The sequence below is a fragment of the Thermosediminibacter litoriperuensis genome, from assembly GCF_008124715.1.
In the GTDB taxonomy this organism is placed as follows: domain Bacteria; phylum Bacillota; class Thermosediminibacteria; order Thermosediminibacterales; family Thermosediminibacteraceae; genus Thermosediminibacter; species Thermosediminibacter litoriperuensis.
In genome coordinates this window covers 121,770-141,163 of sequence record NZ_VNHO01000001.1, presented here as the reverse complement: position 1 = coordinate 141,163, position 19,394 = coordinate 121,770, and the positions used below count along the sequence as shown (strand labels likewise).

21 protein-coding genes are annotated in these 19,394 nt (G+C 45.6%); 18 read left to right on the top strand and 3 right to left on the bottom strand.

The genetic code is table 11. The features are described 5' to 3' along the window. Positions 1-4 precede the first annotated feature (4 nt). The 9 genes from def to LZ11_RS12310 all read left to right on the top strand — a co-directional run bounded on the left by def (position 5) and on the right by LZ11_RS12310 (position 8,106). The gene (gene def / locus LZ11_RS00780; RefSeq protein ID WP_148865710.1) at positions 5-472 is read left to right on the top strand and encodes a peptide deformylase; all 468 of its coding nucleotides are present in this window, start codon (positions 5-7) and stop codon (positions 470-472) included. A 4-nt stretch (positions 473-476) separates the two neighbouring features. After that, positions 477-1,418, top strand: coding sequence for a methionyl-tRNA formyltransferase (gene fmt / locus LZ11_RS00775; RefSeq protein ID WP_148865708.1), 942 nt, complete (start codon positions 477-479; stop codon positions 1,416-1,418). Further along, entirely contained in the window at positions 1,408-2,214 is an 807-nt protein-coding gene (locus tag LZ11_RS00770) for a DUF116 domain-containing protein (RefSeq protein WP_246110656.1), read from the top strand. Before fmt ends, LZ11_RS00770 begins: the two co-directional genes overlap by 11 nt. Then, positions 2,195-3,538: a 16S rRNA (cytosine(967)-C(5))-methyltransferase RsmB gene (gene rsmB / locus LZ11_RS00765; RefSeq protein ID WP_148865706.1), complete on the top strand. Its 1,344-nt coding sequence runs from the start codon at positions 2,195-2,197 to the stop codon at positions 3,536-3,538. Before LZ11_RS00770 ends, rsmB begins: the two co-directional genes overlap by 20 nt. Positions 3,539-3,551: 13 nt before the next feature. Continuing rightward, the gene (rlmN, locus tag LZ11_RS00760) at positions 3,552-4,592 is read left to right on the top strand and encodes a dual-specificity RNA methyltransferase RlmN (protein WP_148865704.1); all 1,041 of its coding nucleotides are present in this window, start codon (positions 3,552-3,554) and stop codon (positions 4,590-4,592) included. After that, complete coding sequence (locus LZ11_RS00755; protein ID WP_148865702.1) at positions 4,589-5,323, top strand: Stp1/IreP family PP2C-type Ser/Thr phosphatase; 735 nt, start codon at positions 4,589-4,591, stop codon at positions 5,321-5,323. Before rlmN ends, LZ11_RS00755 begins: the two co-directional genes overlap by 4 nt. 78 nt (positions 5,324-5,401) lie before the next feature. Then, complete coding sequence (pknB, locus tag LZ11_RS00750) at positions 5,402-7,201, top strand: Stk1 family PASTA domain-containing Ser/Thr kinase (protein ID WP_246110655.1); 1,800 nt, start codon at positions 5,402-5,404, stop codon at positions 7,199-7,201. 12 nt (positions 7,202-7,213) lie between these two features. After that, entirely contained in the window at positions 7,214-7,870 is a 657-nt protein-coding gene (rpe, locus tag LZ11_RS00745; RefSeq protein WP_148865698.1) for a ribulose-phosphate 3-epimerase, read from the top strand. A gap of 77 nt (positions 7,871-7,947) precedes the next feature. Then, positions 7,948-8,106 carry a hypothetical protein gene (locus tag LZ11_RS12310; protein ID WP_170240244.1) on the top strand — a complete coding sequence of 53 codons (159 nt, stop codon included), beginning with the start codon at positions 7,948-7,950 and terminating at the stop codon, positions 8,104-8,106. Between the two features lie 138 nt (positions 8,107-8,244). On the opposite strand, the gene rpmB is transcribed toward LZ11_RS12310, so the two are convergent. Further along, positions 8,245-8,433 carry a 50S ribosomal protein L28 gene (rpmB, locus tag LZ11_RS00740; RefSeq protein WP_148865696.1) on the bottom strand — a complete coding sequence of 63 codons (189 nt, stop codon included), beginning with the start codon at positions 8,431-8,433 and terminating at the stop codon, positions 8,245-8,247. 225 nt (positions 8,434-8,658) lie between these two features. On the opposite strand from rpmB, the gene LZ11_RS00735 reads away from it, so the two are divergent. The 7 genes from LZ11_RS00735 to LZ11_RS00705 all read left to right on the top strand — a co-directional run bounded on the left by LZ11_RS00735 (position 8,659) and on the right by LZ11_RS00705 (position 14,824). After that, positions 8,659-9,012 carry an Asp23/Gls24 family envelope stress response protein gene (locus tag LZ11_RS00735; protein ID WP_148865694.1) on the top strand — a complete coding sequence of 118 codons (354 nt, stop codon included), beginning with the start codon at positions 8,659-8,661 and terminating at the stop codon, positions 9,010-9,012. 21 nt (positions 9,013-9,033) lie between these two features. Continuing rightward, a complete protein-coding gene (locus LZ11_RS00730; RefSeq protein WP_148865691.1) occupies positions 9,034-10,659 on the top strand; it encodes a DAK2 domain-containing protein in 1,626 nt (541 codons plus the stop codon). A 15-nt stretch (positions 10,660-10,674) separates the two neighbouring features. Then, a complete protein-coding gene (gene recG, locus LZ11_RS00725) occupies positions 10,675-12,699 on the top strand; it encodes an ATP-dependent DNA helicase RecG (RefSeq protein ID WP_148865690.1) in 2,025 nt (674 codons plus the stop codon). Positions 12,700-12,826: 127 nt separating this feature from the next. Further along, positions 12,827-13,051: an alpha/beta-type small acid-soluble spore protein gene (locus tag LZ11_RS00720; RefSeq protein WP_148865688.1), complete on the top strand. Its 225-nt coding sequence runs from the start codon at positions 12,827-12,829 to the stop codon at positions 13,049-13,051. Between the two features lie 261 nt (positions 13,052-13,312). Next, positions 13,313-13,876: a 16S rRNA (guanine(966)-N(2))-methyltransferase RsmD gene (rsmD, locus tag LZ11_RS00715; RefSeq protein WP_342782572.1), complete on the top strand. Its 564-nt coding sequence runs from the start codon at positions 13,313-13,315 to the stop codon at positions 13,874-13,876. Further along, complete coding sequence (coaD, locus tag LZ11_RS00710; RefSeq protein ID WP_148865684.1) at positions 13,876-14,355, top strand: pantetheine-phosphate adenylyltransferase; 480 nt, start codon at positions 13,876-13,878, stop codon at positions 14,353-14,355. Before rsmD ends, coaD begins: the two co-directional genes overlap by 1 nt. 22 nt (positions 14,356-14,377) lie before the next feature. Next, positions 14,378-14,824: an ATPase gene (locus LZ11_RS00705; protein ID WP_148865682.1), complete on the top strand. Its 447-nt coding sequence runs from the start codon at positions 14,378-14,380 to the stop codon at positions 14,822-14,824. A 4-nt stretch (positions 14,825-14,828) separates the two neighbouring features. On the opposite strand, the gene ylbJ is transcribed toward LZ11_RS00705, so the two are convergent. After that, positions 14,829-16,088: a sporulation integral membrane protein YlbJ gene (ylbJ, locus tag LZ11_RS00700; protein ID WP_148865680.1), complete on the bottom strand. Its 1,260-nt coding sequence runs from the start codon at positions 16,086-16,088 to the stop codon at positions 14,829-14,831. 98 nt (positions 16,089-16,186) lie between these two features. On the opposite strand from ylbJ, the gene LZ11_RS00695 reads away from it, so the two are divergent. Continuing rightward, positions 16,187-16,972, top strand: a complete 786-nt coding sequence (locus tag LZ11_RS00695; protein ID WP_170240243.1) for a patatin-like phospholipase family protein — start codon at positions 16,187-16,189, stop codon at positions 16,970-16,972. Beyond that, complete coding sequence (locus tag LZ11_RS00690) at positions 16,969-17,973, top strand: YlbL family protein (RefSeq protein WP_148865676.1); 1,005 nt, start codon at positions 16,969-16,971, stop codon at positions 17,971-17,973. Before LZ11_RS00695 ends, LZ11_RS00690 begins: the two co-directional genes overlap by 4 nt. Here the strand turns inward: LZ11_RS00690 and LZ11_RS00685 are convergent. Beyond that, positions 17,955-19,217 (bottom strand): nucleotidyltransferase, encoded by a 1,263-nt coding sequence (locus LZ11_RS00685; RefSeq protein WP_148865674.1) that lies wholly within the window; start codon positions 19,215-19,217, stop codon positions 17,955-17,957. The two genes, LZ11_RS00690 and LZ11_RS00685, sit on opposite strands and share 19 nt — an antisense overlap. Positions 19,218-19,394 lie beyond the last annotated feature (177 nt).

The window sequence follows — 19,394 nt, the reverse complement described above, 5'->3', positions numbered from 1 at the left end:
GATCATGGCGATAAGGAATATACGCCGGTACGGCGATGAAGTTTTGCGGAAGAAATCCAAAAAGGTTACCGTGTTTGACGAAAAGCTAAAACAGCTGCTTGCCGACATGACGGAAACAATGAGACACGCCAACGGCGTGGGGCTCGCAGCTCCCCAGGTCGGCATATTAAAAAGGATTATTGTCGTAGATGTGGGAGAAGGACTAATTGAGCTCGTCAACCCTGAAATAATCGACGAAGAGGGAGAAGTGGTAGAAATCGAAGGGTGCTTGAGCATACCGGGGATAACCGGCGAAGTACCAAGGCCGCAAAAAGTGCGGGTCAGGGCTCAAAACCCGGAGGGAAAATTTGTGGAGATCGAAGGGGAGGACCTGCTGGCCCGGGCCCTCTGCCACGAGATCGACCATCTGGATGGCATCCTTTTTATAGATAGGGCAAAGAGGATAATTGAGGAAGGTCTTAAAGAGGGATAGGTATATGAATATAGTTTTTATGGGTACCCCTGAATTTGCACTGCCATCGCTGAACGCCCTGGTGGAGCACGGCTATAACGTGATGGCTGTCGTGACGCAGCCGGATCGTCCCAAAGGGCGAAAGCGTATCCCGACCCCTCCACCGGTTAAGGTGGTGGCGCAAAAATACGGGATCAGAATATACCAGCCCGAGAAAATAAAAGATGAGGCGTTTGTAAATCAGCTCAAAGCTCTCAGACCCGATCTCATCGCAGTGGTAGCTTACGGCCAGATTTTACCGTCCTCGGTACTGCGCATCCCGGCTATAGGTTGTATCAATGTTCATGCTTCCCTGCTTCCCAAATACCGGGGAGCGGCGCCGATTCAATGGGCGATAATTAAGGGTGAGACCAGGACCGGCGTTACGACCATGTGGATGGATGAGGGTATGGACACCGGCGATATTTTTCTACAGAAGGATGTTGATATAAATCCCGAGTGGACTTCGGTTGACCTATCTGAAGTACTGGCACGGCTCGGAGGGCAACTGCTGGTCGAAACCCTTGATAAGATAAAATCCGGAAATATTATTCGGATCCCCCAAAACCACGCCGAAGCTACTTATGCTCCGATGTTGAGAAAAGAAGACGGCAGAATTGATTGGAGGAGTAAGACTGAGGATATTTACAACCTGATACGGGGAATACAACCGTGGCCCGGTGCCTATACGATGAGAAACGGTGTCGAAGTAAAAATCTGGGGAGCTAGGATTTATTCTATTGACGGGAAAGGGGCCCCGGGGAGAATTGTGGGGGTCGACAAAACTCGGGGTGTTTTGATAGGAACGGGCGACGGGATCCTTATGATCACCGAGCTCCAGGAAGCCGGGAGAAAGCGGATGAAAGCTACCGATTATTTAGTGGGTCACGCTTTGAATGAGGGAGAGCTTTTTGCGGATGAAAATTAAAAAGCGGATTTTTATCAGTCTGCTGGTTGCGAGCATAATAATGTTCCTGGGTTTTACTGCGGCCGGTATAGCGCTTTACTTAAATAAATTCAACTATTTTTACAGGCTGTTGTTGCTGGCGGTTATAGCCGTCATGATAGTACTTATAGCAATACTCAGCATAGGTCTTGCGGCGACTGTGCTGACTCTGTGGCATGTAAAAAGCTTTTTCGGGCTTCAAAAGTTGATGAATTTTTCTATAAATTTGCTTTTTCCAATAGCGCTGACCTTGGGAAGGTTGTTACATATACCTAAGGACATCGTAAAGAGCTCGTATGTCGAAGTCAACAACAAGCTGGTTAAGAGCAGAAATTTCAGGATCAAGCCTGACGAGATTCTAGTGCTGGCGCCTCACTGCCTTCAGCGGTGGGACTGCCCCCATAAAATTACGGCTAACGTGTCAAACTGCCGCCGCTGCGGGAGGTGCGACATAGATAAACTCTTGAGCCTGGTTGAGAGTAAAGGTATAAAGCTGGCTGTGGCCACAGGGGGGACGCTGGCCCGCAAAATTGTAATGGAATACAGGCCCAGGGCAATTGTGGCCATCGCCTGCGAGAGAGACCTTTCGGAAGGTATTTTGGATACAAATCCCATCCCCGTTTTGGGCATATTAAATATAAGGCCCGAAGGACCGTGCATGAATACGCGGGTGGATGTTGAAAGGGTCCGGGAAGCTGTGGATTTTTTCCTGGACTACGGTCTTACCGCGTCTCTTATCTGGAAAGGAAGTAGGGCGGATGAAAAGTGTAAATCCTAGAGAACTAGCGGTAAAGATCCTCGCCGAAGTGGAAAGGGGTTCCTATTCCAACCTGTCCTTAAACCGACATCTAACCACTGAAATTTCAAGGGAAGATCGGGCGCTGATAACCGAGCTGGTTTACGGTGTAATAAAGCATAGGACAAGGCTGGATTACGTGCTGTCTAAATTCTCGCGAATCGGCTTGAATAAAATCAATCCCATCATATTGAACAGCCTTAGAGTAGGGCTCTACCAGATTTTATTTCTGGATAAAATACCGGATTATGCGGCTGTAAACGAATCGGTCAATATTGCAAAATTATATAATAACAAAGCGGCGGGTTTTGTTAACGGGGTGATGAGAAACGCTATAAGAAATAAGGATAGCATAGATTATCCCGATGTAAGGGATCCGGTCAGGTATCTTACAGTATACTATTCTTTTCCCAAGTGGATGATCCGGCGATGGCTGGATCTTTTCGGTTTTAATTTTACGGAGTCTTTATGCAGGGCTATGAACGAGAAGCCCAGAATGTGCGTTCGGGTTAACACACTCAAGATAAACATAACGGACCTCAAGATGTTGTTGGATAAGGAAGGGGTTGTATACAGCCCGGGGCTTTTTCTGGAAGAAGCCCTTTATATAGATGATGGACCGCCTATAACCGAGCTCGACAGTTTTAAAAATGGGTATTTTCAACCCCAGGATGAAAGCTCAATGCTGGCGGCGAGGGCTTTGGGCGCCGCCGACGGAGAGACGGTACTGGACGTGGCGGCGGCTCCGGGAGGTAAAACGACGCATCTTGCGCAGTTGATGAAAAACAACGGCCGGATTTACGCCTGGGACATACACCCTCACCGGGTTGAACTTTTAAAAGAAACATGTCACAGGTTGGGCGTTTCAATAGTTTACCCCGAGGTGAGGGATGCAAGGATCACAGATAAAAAGCAGTTCGGCAAATTCGACAGGGTACTGGTAGATGCGCCCTGCAGCGGACTTGGAGTGATCAGGAGAAAACCGGACATAAAATGGAGCAAGAAACCGGAAGATATACTCGTGTTAAAACGGGAGCAACTCCAAATTATGCAGGTTACTTCGCAGTACGTTAAGTCAGGAGGGATTTTGGTCTACAGTACCTGCAGCATCGAACCCGAAGAAAACTACGAAGTCGTAAAGGAGTTTTTAAAGGAAAACCGCGATTTTGATCTTGACGATATAAGACCTTATTTACCAGAGGCTCTCTCCACCGAAGTGGAAGAACCGTACGGGTATATTCAGATTTACCCAAATGTGAACGGGATAGACGGGTTTTTCATCGCCCGGCTAAAAAGAATACGATGAAGGGGTATATTTTATGCCTAAAACTAACCTTAAGGGGATGACTGTAGAGGAACTTCAGGATTTTGTAGTATCGCTGGGTGAACCGCCTTACAGGGCGAAGCAGATCTTCCGCTGGATATACAAAGGCGTTACGGACTTCGAAAAGATGACCGATTTACCCAGGGCTCTCGCGGAAAAATTGAAAGAGCTGTCTTATATAGACAAGATCGGCATTTACAAAAAATTTGAATCCCGCAGGGACGCTACTGTAAAATACCTGTTTTCGCTGGCGGACAACAACATAATTGAAGGCGTCAAGATGGAACATCCATACGGGATAAGTGTCTGTGTATCGAGCCAGGTTGGATGCGCAATGAGGTGTGCCTTTTGCGCCTCGACCATCGGCGGCCTTAAAAGGAGTTTGACTTCCGGAGAAATGGTCGACCAGATTCTCGTGATACAGGAAGATATAGGCAAAAGGATAAGCCACGTCGTTGTCATGGGGAGCGGCGAACCCTTACTGAACTACGAGGAGCTGATAAAATTCCTGAACATTATAAACTCCCCCCTGGCTTTTAATATAAGCTACAGGAGGATCACCGTGTCAACCTGCGGGATAGTGCCTGAAATCAGGCGCTTGGCCGATGAAAAGTTGCCGATTACCCTTTCGGTATCTCTGCACGCCCCTGAGGACGGTTTAAGGGATAAACTCGTTCCCGTCAACCGCAGATATCCCATTTTGGAATTGTTAGATGCGTGTAAATATTATATAATAAAGACGAATAGGCGAATTACTTTTGAATACGCTCTTATTTCCGATGTAAACGACTCGAAGGAGTGCGCAGTAAAACTCGCACGCTTGTTAAAAGGTTTGCTGTGCCATGTCAATTTAATACCGTTAAACCCTGTCAGGGAAAGGGATTTTTTGAGAAGCAAACCGCAGAATATCAGGCTGTTCGAAGAAATTTTAAAACGCCACGGTATTTCGGTCACTGTGAGGCAGGAGATGGGAGCCGACATAGAGGCCGCCTGCGGTCAGCTGCGTCGTAGTATTATGAATGAGGTGGAAAGATGATACACTGCGCGAGAACCGATAAAGGCATGGTAAGGACCAACAATGAAGATGCTTTTTACCTTCCAGAAGGAGAAGATAAGCCTTTGTTGTTCATAGTGGCGGATGGAATGGGCGGCCATAAAAGCGGCGAAATAGCAAGCAGGATGGCTGTCGAGGAAATATCATCCCATATCAACCATAGTTTTTTAGTTCGCGGCTCTGGAAATGAGACCATGCAGATAATCAAAGAAGCCTTTTACAACGCCAACATTAAGATATACAGGACATCCCTTCAAAGAGAAGAGTGTTCCGGGATGGGAACGACGGCCACAATGGCCCTTTTCAAAGACGGGAGAGTTTACATAGGCCACGTGGGTGACAGCCGCGCATATATACTGCGGGATGGATGTATACGGCAACTGACCAGGGACCATTCTCTCGTCTGGCAGCTGTTGGAAGAAGGAAGGCTAACGCTGGAAGAGGTTCGTTGCCACCCCATGAAAAATGTGATTACAAGAGCCCTGGGGGTGGACGAAAACGTCGATGTGGACCTGGTTGAACATGAGTATAAAAAGGGAGATATTTTCCTGCTTTGCAGTGACGGGCTAACGAATATGCTGGAGGACAAAGAGATCAGGGACATAATTTTAGGTGCAGAAAGTGTGGGTGCGGCTGCTGATAAATTAATAGAAGCCGCAAACAGCTGTGGGGGTTTTGACAATATAACCGTGGAGATTATACTGGTAGACTAATACGGAGACGTGATAGATATGAAAGGCAAAACATTAGGTAATCGCTACGTTATTCTCGAAGAAATAGGAGGAGGAGGGATGGCCGTAGTTTACAAAGCCCGGTGCACCCTCCTCAACAGGATTGTGGCGATAAAAGTCTTAAGGCCGGAGTATTCCAACGATGAGAATTTCGTCATGAGGTTCCGGAGGGAAGCCCAGGCGGCTGCGAGCCTGTCACACCCCAACATTGTCAACATATACGACGTGGGGAATGAAGACGGTATTCATTATATTGTAATGGAATATGTTGAGGGCAGAACCTTAAAAGAGATGATTAAAGAGGAGGCGCCTTTGCCTCCCGCTAGGGTCATAGAAATCGCGAAGCAGATTTGCGACGCCCTTGAGTGTGCCCACAAGAACAAGATTGTCCATAGGGATATCAAACCCCACAATATAATAATAACTCCCGAAGGGCGGATCAAGGTGGCCGATTTCGGTATAGCCAGGGCTTCTACAGGTTCTACTATAACCAACACCGGAGGTCTGATCGGTTCGGCTCACTATCTGTCTCCCGAGCAGGCCAGGGGGGGATTTACCGATGAAAGGTCCGACATCTATTCCCTGGGTGTACTGTTGTATGAAGCTTTAACAGGCCGCGTACCTTTCAACGGCGACAGTCCCGTGGCTGTAGCATTGAAGCATATCCAGGAGGAGCCGAAACCCGTATCCGAAATCATCCCTGGATTTCCGCCTCACCTGGAAGAGATTATAATGAAGTGCATAGCCAAGTCACCGGGCGACAGATTCCAGAGAGCTTCAGAACTCAAAAGAGAACTGATGAAGGTTGAAAAGGATCTGGAGGTAGTAAACTTCAAACCTTCGGACCCGGAACGAACGATGGTACTTGATACAGGCATCAAAGGGTCCGCCCGTGAAAACAGGGGGAAAAAGCAAAAGAAAGCCTCCAATTATATCAAAGGTATCGCAATTGTTTCATTGCTCGCGCTGCTTTTTGCGGCTTTTTCCTACCTGGGCGTGTTACTGGCCCGAAAGTATTTTGAAGTTCCGGAAGTGGTGCTTCCTAATGTAATAGGATACAGCGAGGAAGAAGCCATAAGAAAACTCCAGGAAAGAAACCTGAAGGGCGAGGTCGTGGATAGAGTTTTTTCCAACGCGCCTGCGGGGCAGGTAATAGACCAGGACCCCAAAGGGGGTATAACCGTTAAAATTAACCATCCTCCGATAGGCCTTACCGTGAGCAAAGGCCCAAAGACCACACCGGTTCCCAGAATAATAGGGACTACGGAGGCGGATGCTATAAATATCATTAATAGCAGCAATTTCAAAGTCGGCAAAAGATCTGAGGAATACTCTAATGATTACCCGGCAGGGGTAGTGATAGACCAGAACCCCAGAGAAGGCCTGCAGCTGCCCGAATGGACGGAAATCAACTTCACGGTCAGCCTTGGGCCCGAAGTTAAGAAAATCAACGCACCGCTGCTTATAGGCAAGGACCTGGAATCGGCCGAGAAGGAAATTCAGGCAAATAAGCTGACCCGGGGCAAGGTGGAATTCAAACCCTCCGATGCAAAGAAGAACACGGTGATTGATCAGGACCCGAAGCCCGGCGCCGAGGTTGAAGAAGGTTCCGCCGTAAATCTGGTTGTCAGCAGCGGCCCGCCGGAGGTTAAAACATACACCCTCTCGATACCGCTGCCATCGCAACCCTCGAATTACAGGGTGAAGATAGAGATTTCCGACGACCTCGGAACCCGCATAGTCTACAATAAAAAACATTCTCCGAAGGACAGCCCGCTGGAGGTGCCCATTGAAGGGTCGGGGGTCATTCATGTAAAAATATGGATAGACGATGTCCTATGGTCCGAGGAGAAACTTTGAGGAAGGTGAAGTATGATAAAAGTTGCTCCATCGATCCTGTCCGCTGATTTCAGCCGGCTCCAGGAAGAGGTGAAGAGAGTGGAGGATGCAGGTGCTGACCTTTTGCACATCGACGTCATGGACGGTCACTTCGTACCCAATATAACAGTAGGACCACCGGTAATATCCAGCCTCAGACAACGGTGTTCCCTGCCCTTTGATGTACATCTCATGATAGAGAATCCCGAAAGATACGTGGAAGATTTTATAAAAGCCGGCGCCGATATTTTAACTGTCCATGTGGAGTCCACGGTTCATATAAACCGCCTGGTTCAGTCCATCAGGGACAAAGGTGCGCTGCCGGCGGTGGCTTTAAATCCCGGCACTCCGTTGAATGCGCTGGATTACATCCTGGAGGATGTTCATATGGTTTTATTAATGACCGTAAACCCCGGCTTCGGCGGCCAGAGTTTTATCAAAGGCATGCTCAAAAAAATAAGGGAACTCAAATCACTGATAGTGACGAGGAATCTTGACGTTTTGATTCAGGTGGACGGAGGTATAAACGAAAAAAACGCCCTGGAAGTTGTAAACGCCGGCGCCGATATACTCGTGGCCGGTTCGGCCGTTTATAATTCGCCGGACCCGGCTTCTGTAATTCGCAAATTAAAAAATTTACCCCCGCTTTAGGGGGCTTTTTTGTGTCAAAACCAGGCCTTTACGAATATAAATATCTATGAAGGATTTTGACCGTTGGGGGTGGTCCGGTGGGACTCCGCTTTAATACGAAAAAAGTTCTGGGTATTGTTGCGACAATTACGGGAGCGGCGATCCTGATTACCCGCCTGCCTTCATGGATATGGATGATGGCTCTCGGGGGATTTTTAATCTGGTTTGGATGGATGCTGTTCACCGAAAGCCGGTGAAAGGAGGGCTGGGAGTATGGTTAAAATATACGTGTTCAAATTGCCGAAAAAGCTCGGAAAAATCGTAAAAAAAATTCTGGGGTTATTTTCTCGGGAGCATGAAGAATAAAAAGAGCGTGCTTTAACGGCACGCTATTTTTATTGCGCTCTTTGGACTTTTCCGGACCGCAGGCAGCGGGTGCACACATGAATTCTCTTAGGGGCACCGTCAACTATCGCTCTTACCCTGTGGACATTGGGAGACCAGTGCCTCTTCGTGCGAATATGAGAATGGCTTAGCTGGATACCTGTCCTGGGGACTTTTCCGCAAATCTCACATTTGGCCATTTCTACACCTCCCGGTAACATCTGTTCTGGTCGTTTTTTACAAACACAAAGTAATTTTATCACATAAAAGGATCGAGCGCAATAAACTCAGGGCAGGTTTAATCTAAAAAAGTGGAATCGAAGATAAAAATATATTATAATGAAGTTATGATTCGACAGAATATATCCTGTGCCTTATAGGCTTTATTAGCGGATTTAAAATAAAAGGTTAAGGGAGGCTCGACGGTGAAAAATATCATTAAAAACTCCCTGGGGAGTATTCACATTTCAAAGGAAGTAATAGCAGTCCTGGCAGGAAATGCAGCCATGGAGAGCTACGGCCTTGTCGGTATGGTTCCCAGAAGAATGAGCGACGGAATTGTTGAGCTTTTGGGAAGGGAAAATTTAGGTAAGGGTGTGGAGGTCCAAGTAACTGAAAACGAACTGATAATAGAACTGTATATTGCTGTCCGGTATGGTACGAAAATCAGCGAAGTCGCCAATAACGTTGTAGAAAAAGTTCATTACTCTTTAAATAAATTTATGGGCTTTTCACCAGACAAAGTAAACGTCGTTGTTCAAAGTGTGCGAGTGAAATAGCTAGCAGGGGAGGTTATCTCATTGGCGGTTGAAAAAATCGATGGGGCATTGTTTAAGAAAGCTCTAATACATTCATCCCGGGTATTGAAACAGAATAAGAGGATTGTAGATTCTCTCAACGTTTATCCGGTACCCGACGGGGATACCGGTACCAATATGTCACTGACCGTAGAACAGGCTGTAGAAGAGGCTGGGAAGATTAAAGGCGATGACCTGAAACGTATTGTCGATGCGGCTGCTTGGGGTTCGCTTATGGGAGCCAGAGGGAACTCAGGTGTTATATTGTCACAGCTGTTTAGGGGGTTTGCCGCCGGAGTACCCGCCGAAAAGGATTCACTGAATGCTCAGGATCTAGCGATGGCTTTCAAAAAAGGAGTCGATGAGGCATATAGAGCCGTTTTAAGGCCTGTAGAAGGTACGATTCTTACGGTGGCTAGGGAAGCAGCAGATAAAATGCTGGCTGAAGCCAAGAAATCTAAAAATATTGTTGAAAATCTGGAAAAGACGCTGGATCATGCCAGGAAAGTTCTGGATAAGACCCCGGAGATGCTGACAATATTGAAAGAAGCCGGGGTGGTGGATGCCGGCGGAAAAGGTCTGATTTTTTTACTGGAAGGTTTTCTTCAGGCTTTGAAAAATCCCGCCTTAATTGATGAAGAAGAAACCGGTGAATCTGCCGGCGCGGCCGGGCAGGGCGCTGTAAGAGCCGATATCCCGGACCTCGAGTATATTTACTGCACCGAAGTTATAGTAGAGGGCCGGGAAATAGACATTGAGGCTCTAAAGTCACAGGTTTTGCCTCTCGGAGATTCTCTCGTAATTACAGGCATGAATAATGTCGTCAAACTTCACATACATACGAATCATCCGGGAGAAGTGCTGGAAAGGGCTCTGCAATGGGGGGAACTTTCCAAAATAAAGGTCGACAACATGAAATTACAGCACCAGGAATTTGTGCGTTCGGCTCCCCCAGGTGACGATGAAGTTAAAGATACTACCATCGTAGCAGTGGTCTCTGGAGAAGGTTTGAAACAAATATTTAAGAGTATGGGAGCCGGGGCGATAATTGAAGGCGGCCAGAGCATGAACCCAAGCATAGAGAGTATTTTATCGGTGGTTGAGGAACAGAAATCGCCAAACATTATAATACTTCCAAATAATAAAAATATAATACTCACGGCCGAACAGGTAAAGCGATTGAGCAATAAAAACGTTTATGTGGTACCGACCAGGTCGATTCCTCAGGGAATATCGGCGCTTATGGCGTATAATCCTCTTCATTCCGTGGATGAAAATGTAAACAACATGAACAGGGCTTTAAAAAATGTCATAACCGGAGAAGTAACTTTTGCAGCGAGGGATTCCAGGTGGAACGGCACCGAAATAAAAGAGGGTGACGTCCTCGGTATTGTAGACGGGGAGCTGGTCGCGATAGGGGCCGATAGGTCGGAGGTTTTACGCGAACTTATATTAAAAATGGCTGGCGAAAAAGATTCCGGTGTGCTCACGATTTACTACGGAGAAGCGGTAAGTCCGGAAGAAGCCGGAGAGGTTGGGAGCGAAGTAGCGAAAAAATACCCGGATTTTGAGGTGGAGGTTTACAAAGGCGACCAGAGCCTGTACTATTATATAGTCTCTTTGGAATAACTCGAGGTGATATGATTGAATTTACTATCGGAAATCCAGTATATCAAAGGTGTAGGACCTTCGAGGGCGAAATTGCTCAGATCACTTGGGATCAATACGGTGATGGATCTTCTTCATTTTTTCCCGAGACGGTACCTGGACCTTACTCCGCTGAATTTCGAACAGGGTCGCGATGATAGCGTCGGAGCTTTTCCGTGCCTTGTTGCGGATTATGGATATGAAGTGCTTACCAGATCTAAAACGAGGATTGTAAAAATACCGGTAACGGACGGCAGGCGAAAGGGCTCCGCCGTTTTTTTTAACCAGCCTTACATGAAGGATGCATTCAGGCCCGGGGATAAACTGGTTCTGATAGGAAAAATAAGAAAAAATTACGGTGAGTATGAAATATTAAATCCTGAATGGCAAAAATTCGAAGAAACAGATTATGTTGATTATACCAGAATTTGCCCCGTTTACCCGCTAACAAAGGGTTTAACCCAAAAGATTATGCGCAAAATAATAAAGAGCGTACTGCAGGAAACCTTAGAAGTTGATGAGGTTTTACCTAAGAGTGTGTTAAAAGAGTACAGGCTAATGCCGAAGGCATCCGCTCTAAGGAATATCCATTTTCCCGAAAGCTGGGAAGAACTGAAGAAAGCTCAGGAACGATTTGCTTTCGAAGAGCTTTTACTTTTTCAGCTGGCTATGATGATAACAAGGCGTCATCTCATGGGAGAGGTAAGAAAAAATACGTATAAAGATTTTGATTTGAAACCTTTTTTAAAAAATCTCCCCTTTTATCTTACTGAAGGGCAGAAAAGAGTTGTGAAGGAAATTATATCGGATTTAAAGAGCGACCGGATAATGAATCGTTTAATCCAGGGCGATGTAGGTTCAGGGAAAACGGTAGTGGCAAGTATAGCGCTTTACCTTGCGGTGAAAAACGGTTATCAGGGCGCTTTCATGGTCCCCACGGAAATTCTTTCCATACAGCACGGTGCCACATTAAAAAAATTTTTGAATCCGCACGGAATAAAGGTCGAGATTCTGAAAGGAGACATGCCAAAAGCCGTAAAGGAACAAATCTTGGGCGATCTGGAAAAAGGACGCATCGACGTGGTGGTCGGAACTCACGCTCTTATTCAGGATAATGTAAAATTCTCCCGGTTGGGTATGGTGGTTACCGATGAGCAGCACCGGTTCGGTGTAAGGCAGAGGGAAGCCTTGGTTAAAAAGGGATACTACCCCGACGTGCTGGTGATGAGTGCCACCCCGATTCCGAGGACGTTGGCGCTCACCATATATTCGGATCTCGACATTTCGGTAATAGATACCATGCCCGAGGGGCGCCAGAAGGTTGAGACCTATGTGGTGGACGAAAGTATGAGAACCAGAGTGTATAAATTTATGGAATCGGAAATAAGGAAGGGTAATCAAGCTTATGTCGTATGTCCTGCAGTCGAGGAGAGCGACATAGGACTTTCCAGCGTTGAGGAAATAGGGCGGGAATTGCAAGATGCTTTTCCTCACCTCAGGATAGGTATACTGCACGGAAAAATGAAAACCGAGGAAAAAGACCGTATTATGAAAGATTTTTGCGATAAAAAAATTGACGTGCTTGTGGCTACAACGGTGGTTGAAGTCGGGGTGGACGTGCCTTCCGCCACGTTAATGGTTGTGGAAAATGCGGAAAGATTCGGTCTTGCGCAGCTCCACCAGTTAAGGGGAAGGGTTGGAAGAAGCAATCTCAAATCTTACTGCGTTCTAATTTCCGGGTCAAAGGAAATGGGCGTTAAAGCAAGACTAAATTTTATGATGAGAACCCACAACGGTTTCGAAATCGCTCAAAAAGACCTGGAACTCAGGGGCCCGGGTGAATTTCTTGGGGTGAAGCAGCACGGAATGCCGGAATTCAAATTTGCTGGTCTGGTAAAGGATCTAAAATTGTTGGAAACGACAAAAGCGCTCGCCGGTGAAATTATCAAAAAAGACCTGCTGTCCACAACCGAATACAGAGGCATAAAACGGGATATTGAAGAAAAATTCAAAATTGTTTAATTAATTACAAATGTAAAAAATAACCGCTTATTTATACATGTGCTGGTTTTTCAGGCAGATAGTTCTAGTATTATAGCTATATGCTCGGGTTATATTAAAACTAGAAAAACAAGAGGAGGTGAGAAAAATGGGTCTTGGACAGAAAAGAAACAAACTCGTAGTTCCTGAAGCCTATAAGGCTATGGAACAGTTCAAAGCTGAAGTTGCAAGAGAAGTTGGAATTACAGCTCCTCCGGATGGTTATTGGGGCAATTATTCCTCAAGGGACTGCGGCGCCGTAGGCGGTCATATGGTGCGCAGGATGATTGAGGATTATGAAAGACGCATAAGCGGTGGCCAGACTACTCAGTAAAATAAACAACAGAGAACAGGCTCTAGTCAAATAGAGTCTGTTCTTTCTTTATTTTACCCCCTGTTTAAAAATTTAATGCCGGCGGCATAAGCCGGCCGGCATTTGGGAGAGGAGAAACCGGAGGAAGAGCTTATGGGGAAATTTATTTTACACTAATATTATTGACAGCCTCTACTTAAATTATACGTAAAAAACATTCCAAATGAAAATTTATTGAAATACCATCCAAATATGTTAGAATAATACTAGACTTGTAAAAGGGTGAATTCAATGCGGGTAACGGGTGGAATTTTCAGGGGCAGGAGGATCAAGTCCCTCCCCGGGATTAATACAAGGCCTACGTCGGATATTGTGAGGGAATCACTGTTCAATATTCTGGGAGAAAAAACAGTGGGGAGCAGTTTTCTGGACGTATTTGCCGGTACCGGTAGCGTGGGCATTGAAGCCTTGAGTCGAGGGGCTGAAAGGGTCGTTTTTATTGAAGAGGGAGGATTAGCTTGCAGGATAATAAGAGAAAATGTTATCAACCTTGGGATATCCGATAAAAGTATGATAATTAAGGCTGATTATTTAAAGGGCATGAGAAGCCTTGAAAGGACTAATACAGCCTTTGATATAATATTTCTGGACCCGCCCTATAACAGGGGATTTGTCTCCCCGTGCCTGGAATTTTTGAACAACTCCAAGCTTTTAAAGGCTAATTCGATTGTTGTGGTCCAGCACTCAGCTTCTGAAGCAATTAAAACCCCTCCAAAAATGACCTGTTATAAAGAAAAGAAGTACGGGATCACGAGACTATCTTTTTTTTATAGGAGTGGAACATAATGAATGTGGCCATTTATCCGGGAAGTTTCGATCCAGTGACCAACGGGCATCTGGATATTATAGAAAGAAGTTCTAGACTTTTCGACCGTTTGATAGTTGCAGTTTTAAGAAACCCGAGTAAAAAACCTCTTTTTACCGTAGAAGAGAGAATTGAGATGATAAAGGGATCGGTGAGTCATATTAAAAATGTAGAAGTGGATCATTTCAGCGGCTTACTTGTAGATTTTGCCCGCTTAAAGAAAGCTCGCATTATCATTAAAGGCTTAAGAGCGGTCTCTGATTTCGAATACGAGCTGCAGATGGCTCTGATGAATAAAAAACTGGACAGAGAAATAGAAACAATTTTTATAATGACGAGCACTAAGTATTCTTATTTAAGTTCCAGCGTAGTTAAAGAAGTGGCTAGCTTAGGAGGGTGCGTTAAGGACTTGGTTCCTCCAATGGTTGCCGAAAAATTAAAGGAAAAATTTAATAAATAATTTGCAATTCTGGAGGGTTTTTATGGAGTTTTACGATTACATGGAACAATTACAAAACTTGATAAGTGAGAGTTCCAAAATACCTTTTTCCAACAAGGTTATAGTAGATCAAGAAAAGATTCTGGCATTGATGGATGAGATGATAAAAGCTTTACCGGAGGACATAAAAAAAGCTCAAAAAATTATCGAAGAACGCCAGAGAATTCTGGTTGAAGCGCAGAAAGAAGGAGAAATGATAATAAAGGAAGCAAAAGAACATATCGAGAAAATGGTAGACCAGAATGAAATCATGAAAATCGCCCGGGAAAAGTCCGAAGAATTACTGGAGGCCTCCAAAAAAGCCGCGCGAGAGATAAGAGTTGGAGCCAACAAGTACGCCGACGAGGTGCTGGCGCAGCTGGAAAAACAATTGGAAAAAATTCTGGCCTCGGTTAAAAAGGGAAGAGAAGAGTTAAATCAGAGAATATGATTTTTTATTTTTTTATCACCTTAAAGCTTATTATTTCAAACCCCTTCAACAGGTAGATGATAACCGACAACAGAATGAGCAGGCTGAAAAGCAATAGGAACACCTGACTTGATACAGTGAAAATGTTAAGCCAGCTTTCGGATGTCTTCTGGGGAGCGATGGCAAATACGGGCATGGACCAGGAGTTAAAACCTTCTATGGGGATTATCATAATGAAATACGTAATAATACCCGCAAAAAGAGCGTGCAGGAGTCTTGCCATCAAGTAAGGGAGTATTTTTATATCAGTGTCGCTTAGCATACTTATAACCTGGAAATGTACCGAAAGCCCGCTCCATGCTATTATAGCGCTGGCGATAACAATCCTCTGAATAAGCGGAGCGTCGGCCGTGCTTGCCAGCTTTGTTCCCAGCGTTATTTCAAAAATACCGCTGATGATGGACGGTGAAAGGCTGTCCTGGAGGCCGAAGATTTTCAGGATTACGTTTAGTATGGGAACCAGCATATTGACAAAACCTGCTATGGTTATTATTCTGATAATTACCGAAAATAATATTATGAACCCTAGGATCAGCAAGAGGGAATTTATCGAATCCTTTATACAATCGCCTAGGAGTTGGCCGAAGGGTCTTGAATCTTCCCGGCGGGCTCTCAGAAGCTCTTTTGTTGCTTTGAGCAAAATACTCTCGCGGCTTCTGGACGACGTTACGGGCGGAGTCATTTCGGAGTTTCTGGCGTAGAAACGCATAATAATACCAACCAACAAAGCGGATATATAATGGGCGAGGGCTATTATAGATCCCAGCCGGACGTCTTTGAACATGCCTACGGCTACTGCTCCCACCATAAAGAGCGGGTCTGCGGTGTTAGTAAAAGACACTAATCGTTCAGCTTCTCTGGCATTACAGAGTTTCTTTTTGACAAGCTTTGCCGTAAGCATTGCCCCAAGTGGGTACCCGCTGGCAAGTCCCATCGCCATTACAAAAGAACCTGCTCCAGGGACGTTAAAAAGAGGCCTCATAAAAGGTTCCAGCAGCACACCCATAAAGTGAACAACTCCCAATCCCATCAGCAGCTGGGAGCCTATGAAGAAGGGAAGCAAAGCGGGGAGCACGATGTTAAACCACACGTCAAGACCCTCAAAAGCTGCCTGAAAAGCTTCCTCCGGAAAACGAATTATCGAGATAGTTATAACTACTGCGACGGCCGGGAGTATCAACTGACTCATTTTAGCTACTCTGCTCTTAGGTATGTTTAATCTCATGATCAGGCCCCCTAAAGCATTTTTTGCGTTTCGGTTTATACTAATATATATTGCCGGGAAAGTTTTTATATTCTTAGCCAGAAGGGATGAGCGGGGACGTGAAAGGGAGGCCGATTGTGGGGCTCGCCCTGGGATCGGGGGCGGCTAAAGGTTATGCCCATATAGGTGTAATCAGAGTGTTAGAAAAGTACGGAATACCCATAGACCTCGTCACCGGCTCAAGTATCGGTAGCATTATAGGAGCGCTTTACGCTTCCGGTATGAGTGTAGATTATATGGAATCCATGGCATACCATATAAAAAGAAGACACTGGCTTGACATTACCTTTCCAAGGCTGGGATTGATAGCCGGCAATAAAGTGGAAGAGATGTTAAGACTTCTCACCAGAAACAGAAATTTTGATGAACTCAAAATTCCTCTGGGTGTAGTGGCTACTGACCTTCGCTCGAAGAGGTCGGTTTTGATAAGAGAAGGAAATGTGGCTTCAGCTGTCAGAGCCAGTATCGCCATACCTGGTATCTTCCGCCCAGTGATAAAGGCCGGAATGGTGCTGGTGGATGGCGGGGTGCTGGAAAGAGTTCCCGGGCGGGCGGCTCGGGTAATGGGTGCAGATATAGTCATAGGAGTAGAACTAGGTTTCAGCGGGAAGAGCTCGCTGGATAATATTTACGATATTCTGATTCAAACCTTTGAGGTAATGGGGAGAGAACTTCAGGCGCTAAAAAGTTATGATTGCGACATACTTATAACCCCTAACCTCGAGGGCGTTAACCCTATGGCCTTCGGTGAGCCTGAACGGTGTATTCAAGAAGGAATCAGAGCAACCGAAGCCGCCGTGCCCAAAATTTTATCTATTCTGGAAGGGAAGGGCTATGATAGATGACCAGAAATTTTTTCTCAAAGCGCCGATCGGCACTGGTGGTAACATTAATAGTCCTTTTAGCTGCAAATTTCTATATGACAAACCATTACACCATTGTGGCTCCCGGAGTAACGCTGAATCTTAAAGAGATTGTTAGGGTGGAAAACGGCATTGATGATGAAAAAGGTGCCTTTTTTTTAACAACGGTATCCACGAGACCTTTAAATATTCCCCTGTTATTTTACGCCGCATTGCACCCGCACGTCAGCGTGGAAAAAAAAGAGAGCCTGATTCCCCCGGACATGGATATGAAAAAATACAGGGAATATATGAGACAGTGGATGGAAGAAAGCCAAAAAATTGCAGAGGTGGTAGCACTGAAGAGGGCGGGATACAAGCCGCTGATAATGGGAAAGGGAGCTCGGGTTGTAGAAGTAATGGAAGATAGCCCTGCGCGGGGCATTATAATGCCTGACGATATAATAACCAAAGTAGACGGGATAAAGGTTAATCTCGCCGAGGAAGTAGTTAATATAGTAACTAGGCGCCGGATAGGAGAGACGGTCGATATAGAAATCGAGAGAAACGGAAAGAGGATACCTTTAACGGTAGCGACGGTAGAGAGCAAAACCCAAAAGGGAAAACCTATAATCGGCGTCTTGATAACAACCCTGGACTGGAAGCCAGTGCTGCCGATAAAGATAGATATAAATACGGGTGATATAGGTGGACCTTCGGCGGGAGTGATGTTTACCCTGGAGATATTAAACCAGCTGACGCCGGGGGACCTAACGAAAGGCCGTAAAATTGCGGGTACAGGCACCATAAGTCTTGATGAGCAGGTGGGAGAAATCGGCGGTGTGGCTCAAAAGGTGGCTGCGGCTTACAGAGACGGCGCCGAAATATTTTTTGTCCCCGAGAAAAACGCTCAGGATGCGTTCAAAGCCGCCCGGAATCTTGACATAAAAATCGTACCCGTTAAAACCTTGGAGGATGTGCTCGATTACCTTGAAAAATTATAATGTATTATTTTTTTGTAAAAATCCATACCGCCCTGTCGTTTATCTCTGGAGGGCTTTGCTAGCGAGTAAATATCGGAAGCCAGCAGGTCGATTTCAAACATCCGCCGGGCAAGATTTTTTAAATTTTTATATTCGGCGGTTCTGGTAATGACAGGCAGGCTGGTTTTTTCTTTAATCTTCCTGAGAATTTCCGAACCCTTTTGAGAAAAACCGAGCACCCTTATGTACAGCGGGGCTCTGCTAGAAACCAGTTCTCTTTCTATATTGAGCAGGATGTGGATCAAAATGCGCTGGATTCTGGTCTCGGGGTATCTTTTTGACTTTATTTCCTCGATCAATTCGGCCAAACTTGAAGCTTTTTTAGCAGCGCGTTTTATGCGGTTCTCCAACCCCTCTTTAATGTCAAAGATTAAAGAGAGATCTTCTTCAGAGCTTCGCCGCAGGATGCCCAGTATTAAGAGTTCAAAATCCTCAAAAAATACAGGGCCGTTGCCCGATTCAATTTCTCTTTTTATGATTTCAATGCAGTGGGTGGGCAGGGCCGAGGCCAGTAAGTTTAAAGCCTCTTTGTCCCGAGTTTCCCTGAGAAAACACCGGATGGCCGAAGCGCTGGGAAATTCCCTTTGCAGGCCTTTTTCGTGATAGCCGGCGCCTTTCCTCAACACCGGCAGGATTTCCATGTCGACCCCCAATTTTTTTATTGCTTTGACGTACTCGACGGCAAGGATGAAATTGGGTTTTCTCAAAAGATGGGGTAGCAACTGAAGTTTGCCATCGGGAATCTGGGAAGATAAGAGTTCCAGCGCGGCTTTTTCCCTGGCTGCCGGGAAAGAAAGACCTTTCTTTAAAAATTTTTTTATCGACGCTTTTAGGAGAGGGGGTTCCTCCGCAAAAAGCTTTCCAATAAGATTTAACTCTTCAATCCGGCATTCCTCTATACCGAAGCTCAGGTAATTGACCAATCCCGTTGAGTTCAAAAGCTTAACCGAAGCTTCTGCAAAAACTTCGGCCGTTGATGCTGCGAAGCAGGCAGGGATTTCCATCACCAGGTCGGCTCCGCCTCCGAGCGCCATTTCAGCCCTGACCCATTTGTCGAAAACCGCGGGCTCCCCTCTCTGGACAAAATTTCCGCTCATAGCGCATAAAATTGCGTCGGGATTAAATTCGGACCTAATTTTGCTAAGGTGATACATGTGACCGCTGTGGAAAGGATTGTACTCGGCTATGACACCAACGATCTTCATCTTTTTACCTCCATAAAATCGCATTTTCTATTATATAGCAAAAAAAAATTTTTTAAAGGGAGGAAATATAATTTTTGTGTAGAATTTCTTTTTTTGTGTTTTCGGGGCTTGTAATTGGGCCTTTTATTGTTATATTAATTATGGAGACACTATTTAAATAGACTGAAACAGAATTTC

Bases quoted from the DNA above. Each gene is read 5' to 3' on its own strand.
- def (WP_148865710.1), top strand. From the start codon at position 5: ATGGCGATAAGGAATATACGCCGGTACGGCGATGAAGTTTTGCGGAAG.
- pknB (WP_246110655.1), top strand. From the start codon at position 5,402: ATGGCCGTAGTTTACAAAGCCCGGTGCACCCTCCTCAACAGGATTGTG.
- LZ11_RS00720 (WP_148865688.1), top strand. From the start codon at position 12,827: ATGGGTCTTGGACAGAAAAGAAACAAACTCGTAGTTCCTGAAGCCTAT.
- LZ11_RS00755 (WP_148865702.1), top strand. From the start codon at position 4,589: ATGATACACTGCGCGAGAACCGATAAAGGCATGGTAAGGACCAACAAT.
- rlmN (WP_148865704.1), top strand. From the start codon at position 3,552: ATGCCTAAAACTAACCTTAAGGGGATGACTGTAGAGGAACTTCAGGAT.
- LZ11_RS00770 (WP_246110656.1), top strand. From the start codon at position 1,408: ATGAAAATTAAAAAGCGGATTTTTATCAGTCTGCTGGTTGCGAGCATA.
- LZ11_RS00705 (WP_148865682.1), top strand. From the start codon at position 14,378: ATGGAGTTTTACGATTACATGGAACAATTACAAAACTTGATAAGTGAG.
- fmt (WP_148865708.1), top strand. From the start codon at position 477: ATGAATATAGTTTTTATGGGTACCCCTGAATTTGCACTGCCATCGCTG.
- ylbJ (WP_148865680.1), bottom strand. From the start codon at position 16,088: ATGAGATTAAACATACCTAAGAGCAGAGTAGCTAAAATGAGTCAGTTG.
- rpe (WP_148865698.1), top strand. From the start codon at position 7,214: ATGATAAAAGTTGCTCCATCGATCCTGTCCGCTGATTTCAGCCGGCTC.
- rsmB (WP_148865706.1), top strand. From the start codon at position 2,195: ATGAAAAGTGTAAATCCTAGAGAACTAGCGGTAAAGATCCTCGCCGAA.
- LZ11_RS00690 (WP_148865676.1), top strand. From the start codon at position 16,969: ATGACCAGAAATTTTTTCTCAAAGCGCCGATCGGCACTGGTGGTAACA.
- rpmB (WP_148865696.1), bottom strand. From the start codon at position 8,433: ATGGCCAAATGTGAGATTTGCGGAAAAGTCCCCAGGACAGGTATCCAG.
- coaD (WP_148865684.1), top strand. From the start codon at position 13,876: ATGAATGTGGCCATTTATCCGGGAAGTTTCGATCCAGTGACCAACGGG.
- LZ11_RS00685 (WP_148865674.1), bottom strand. From the start codon at position 19,217: ATGAAGATCGTTGGTGTCATAGCCGAGTACAATCCTTTCCACAGCGGT.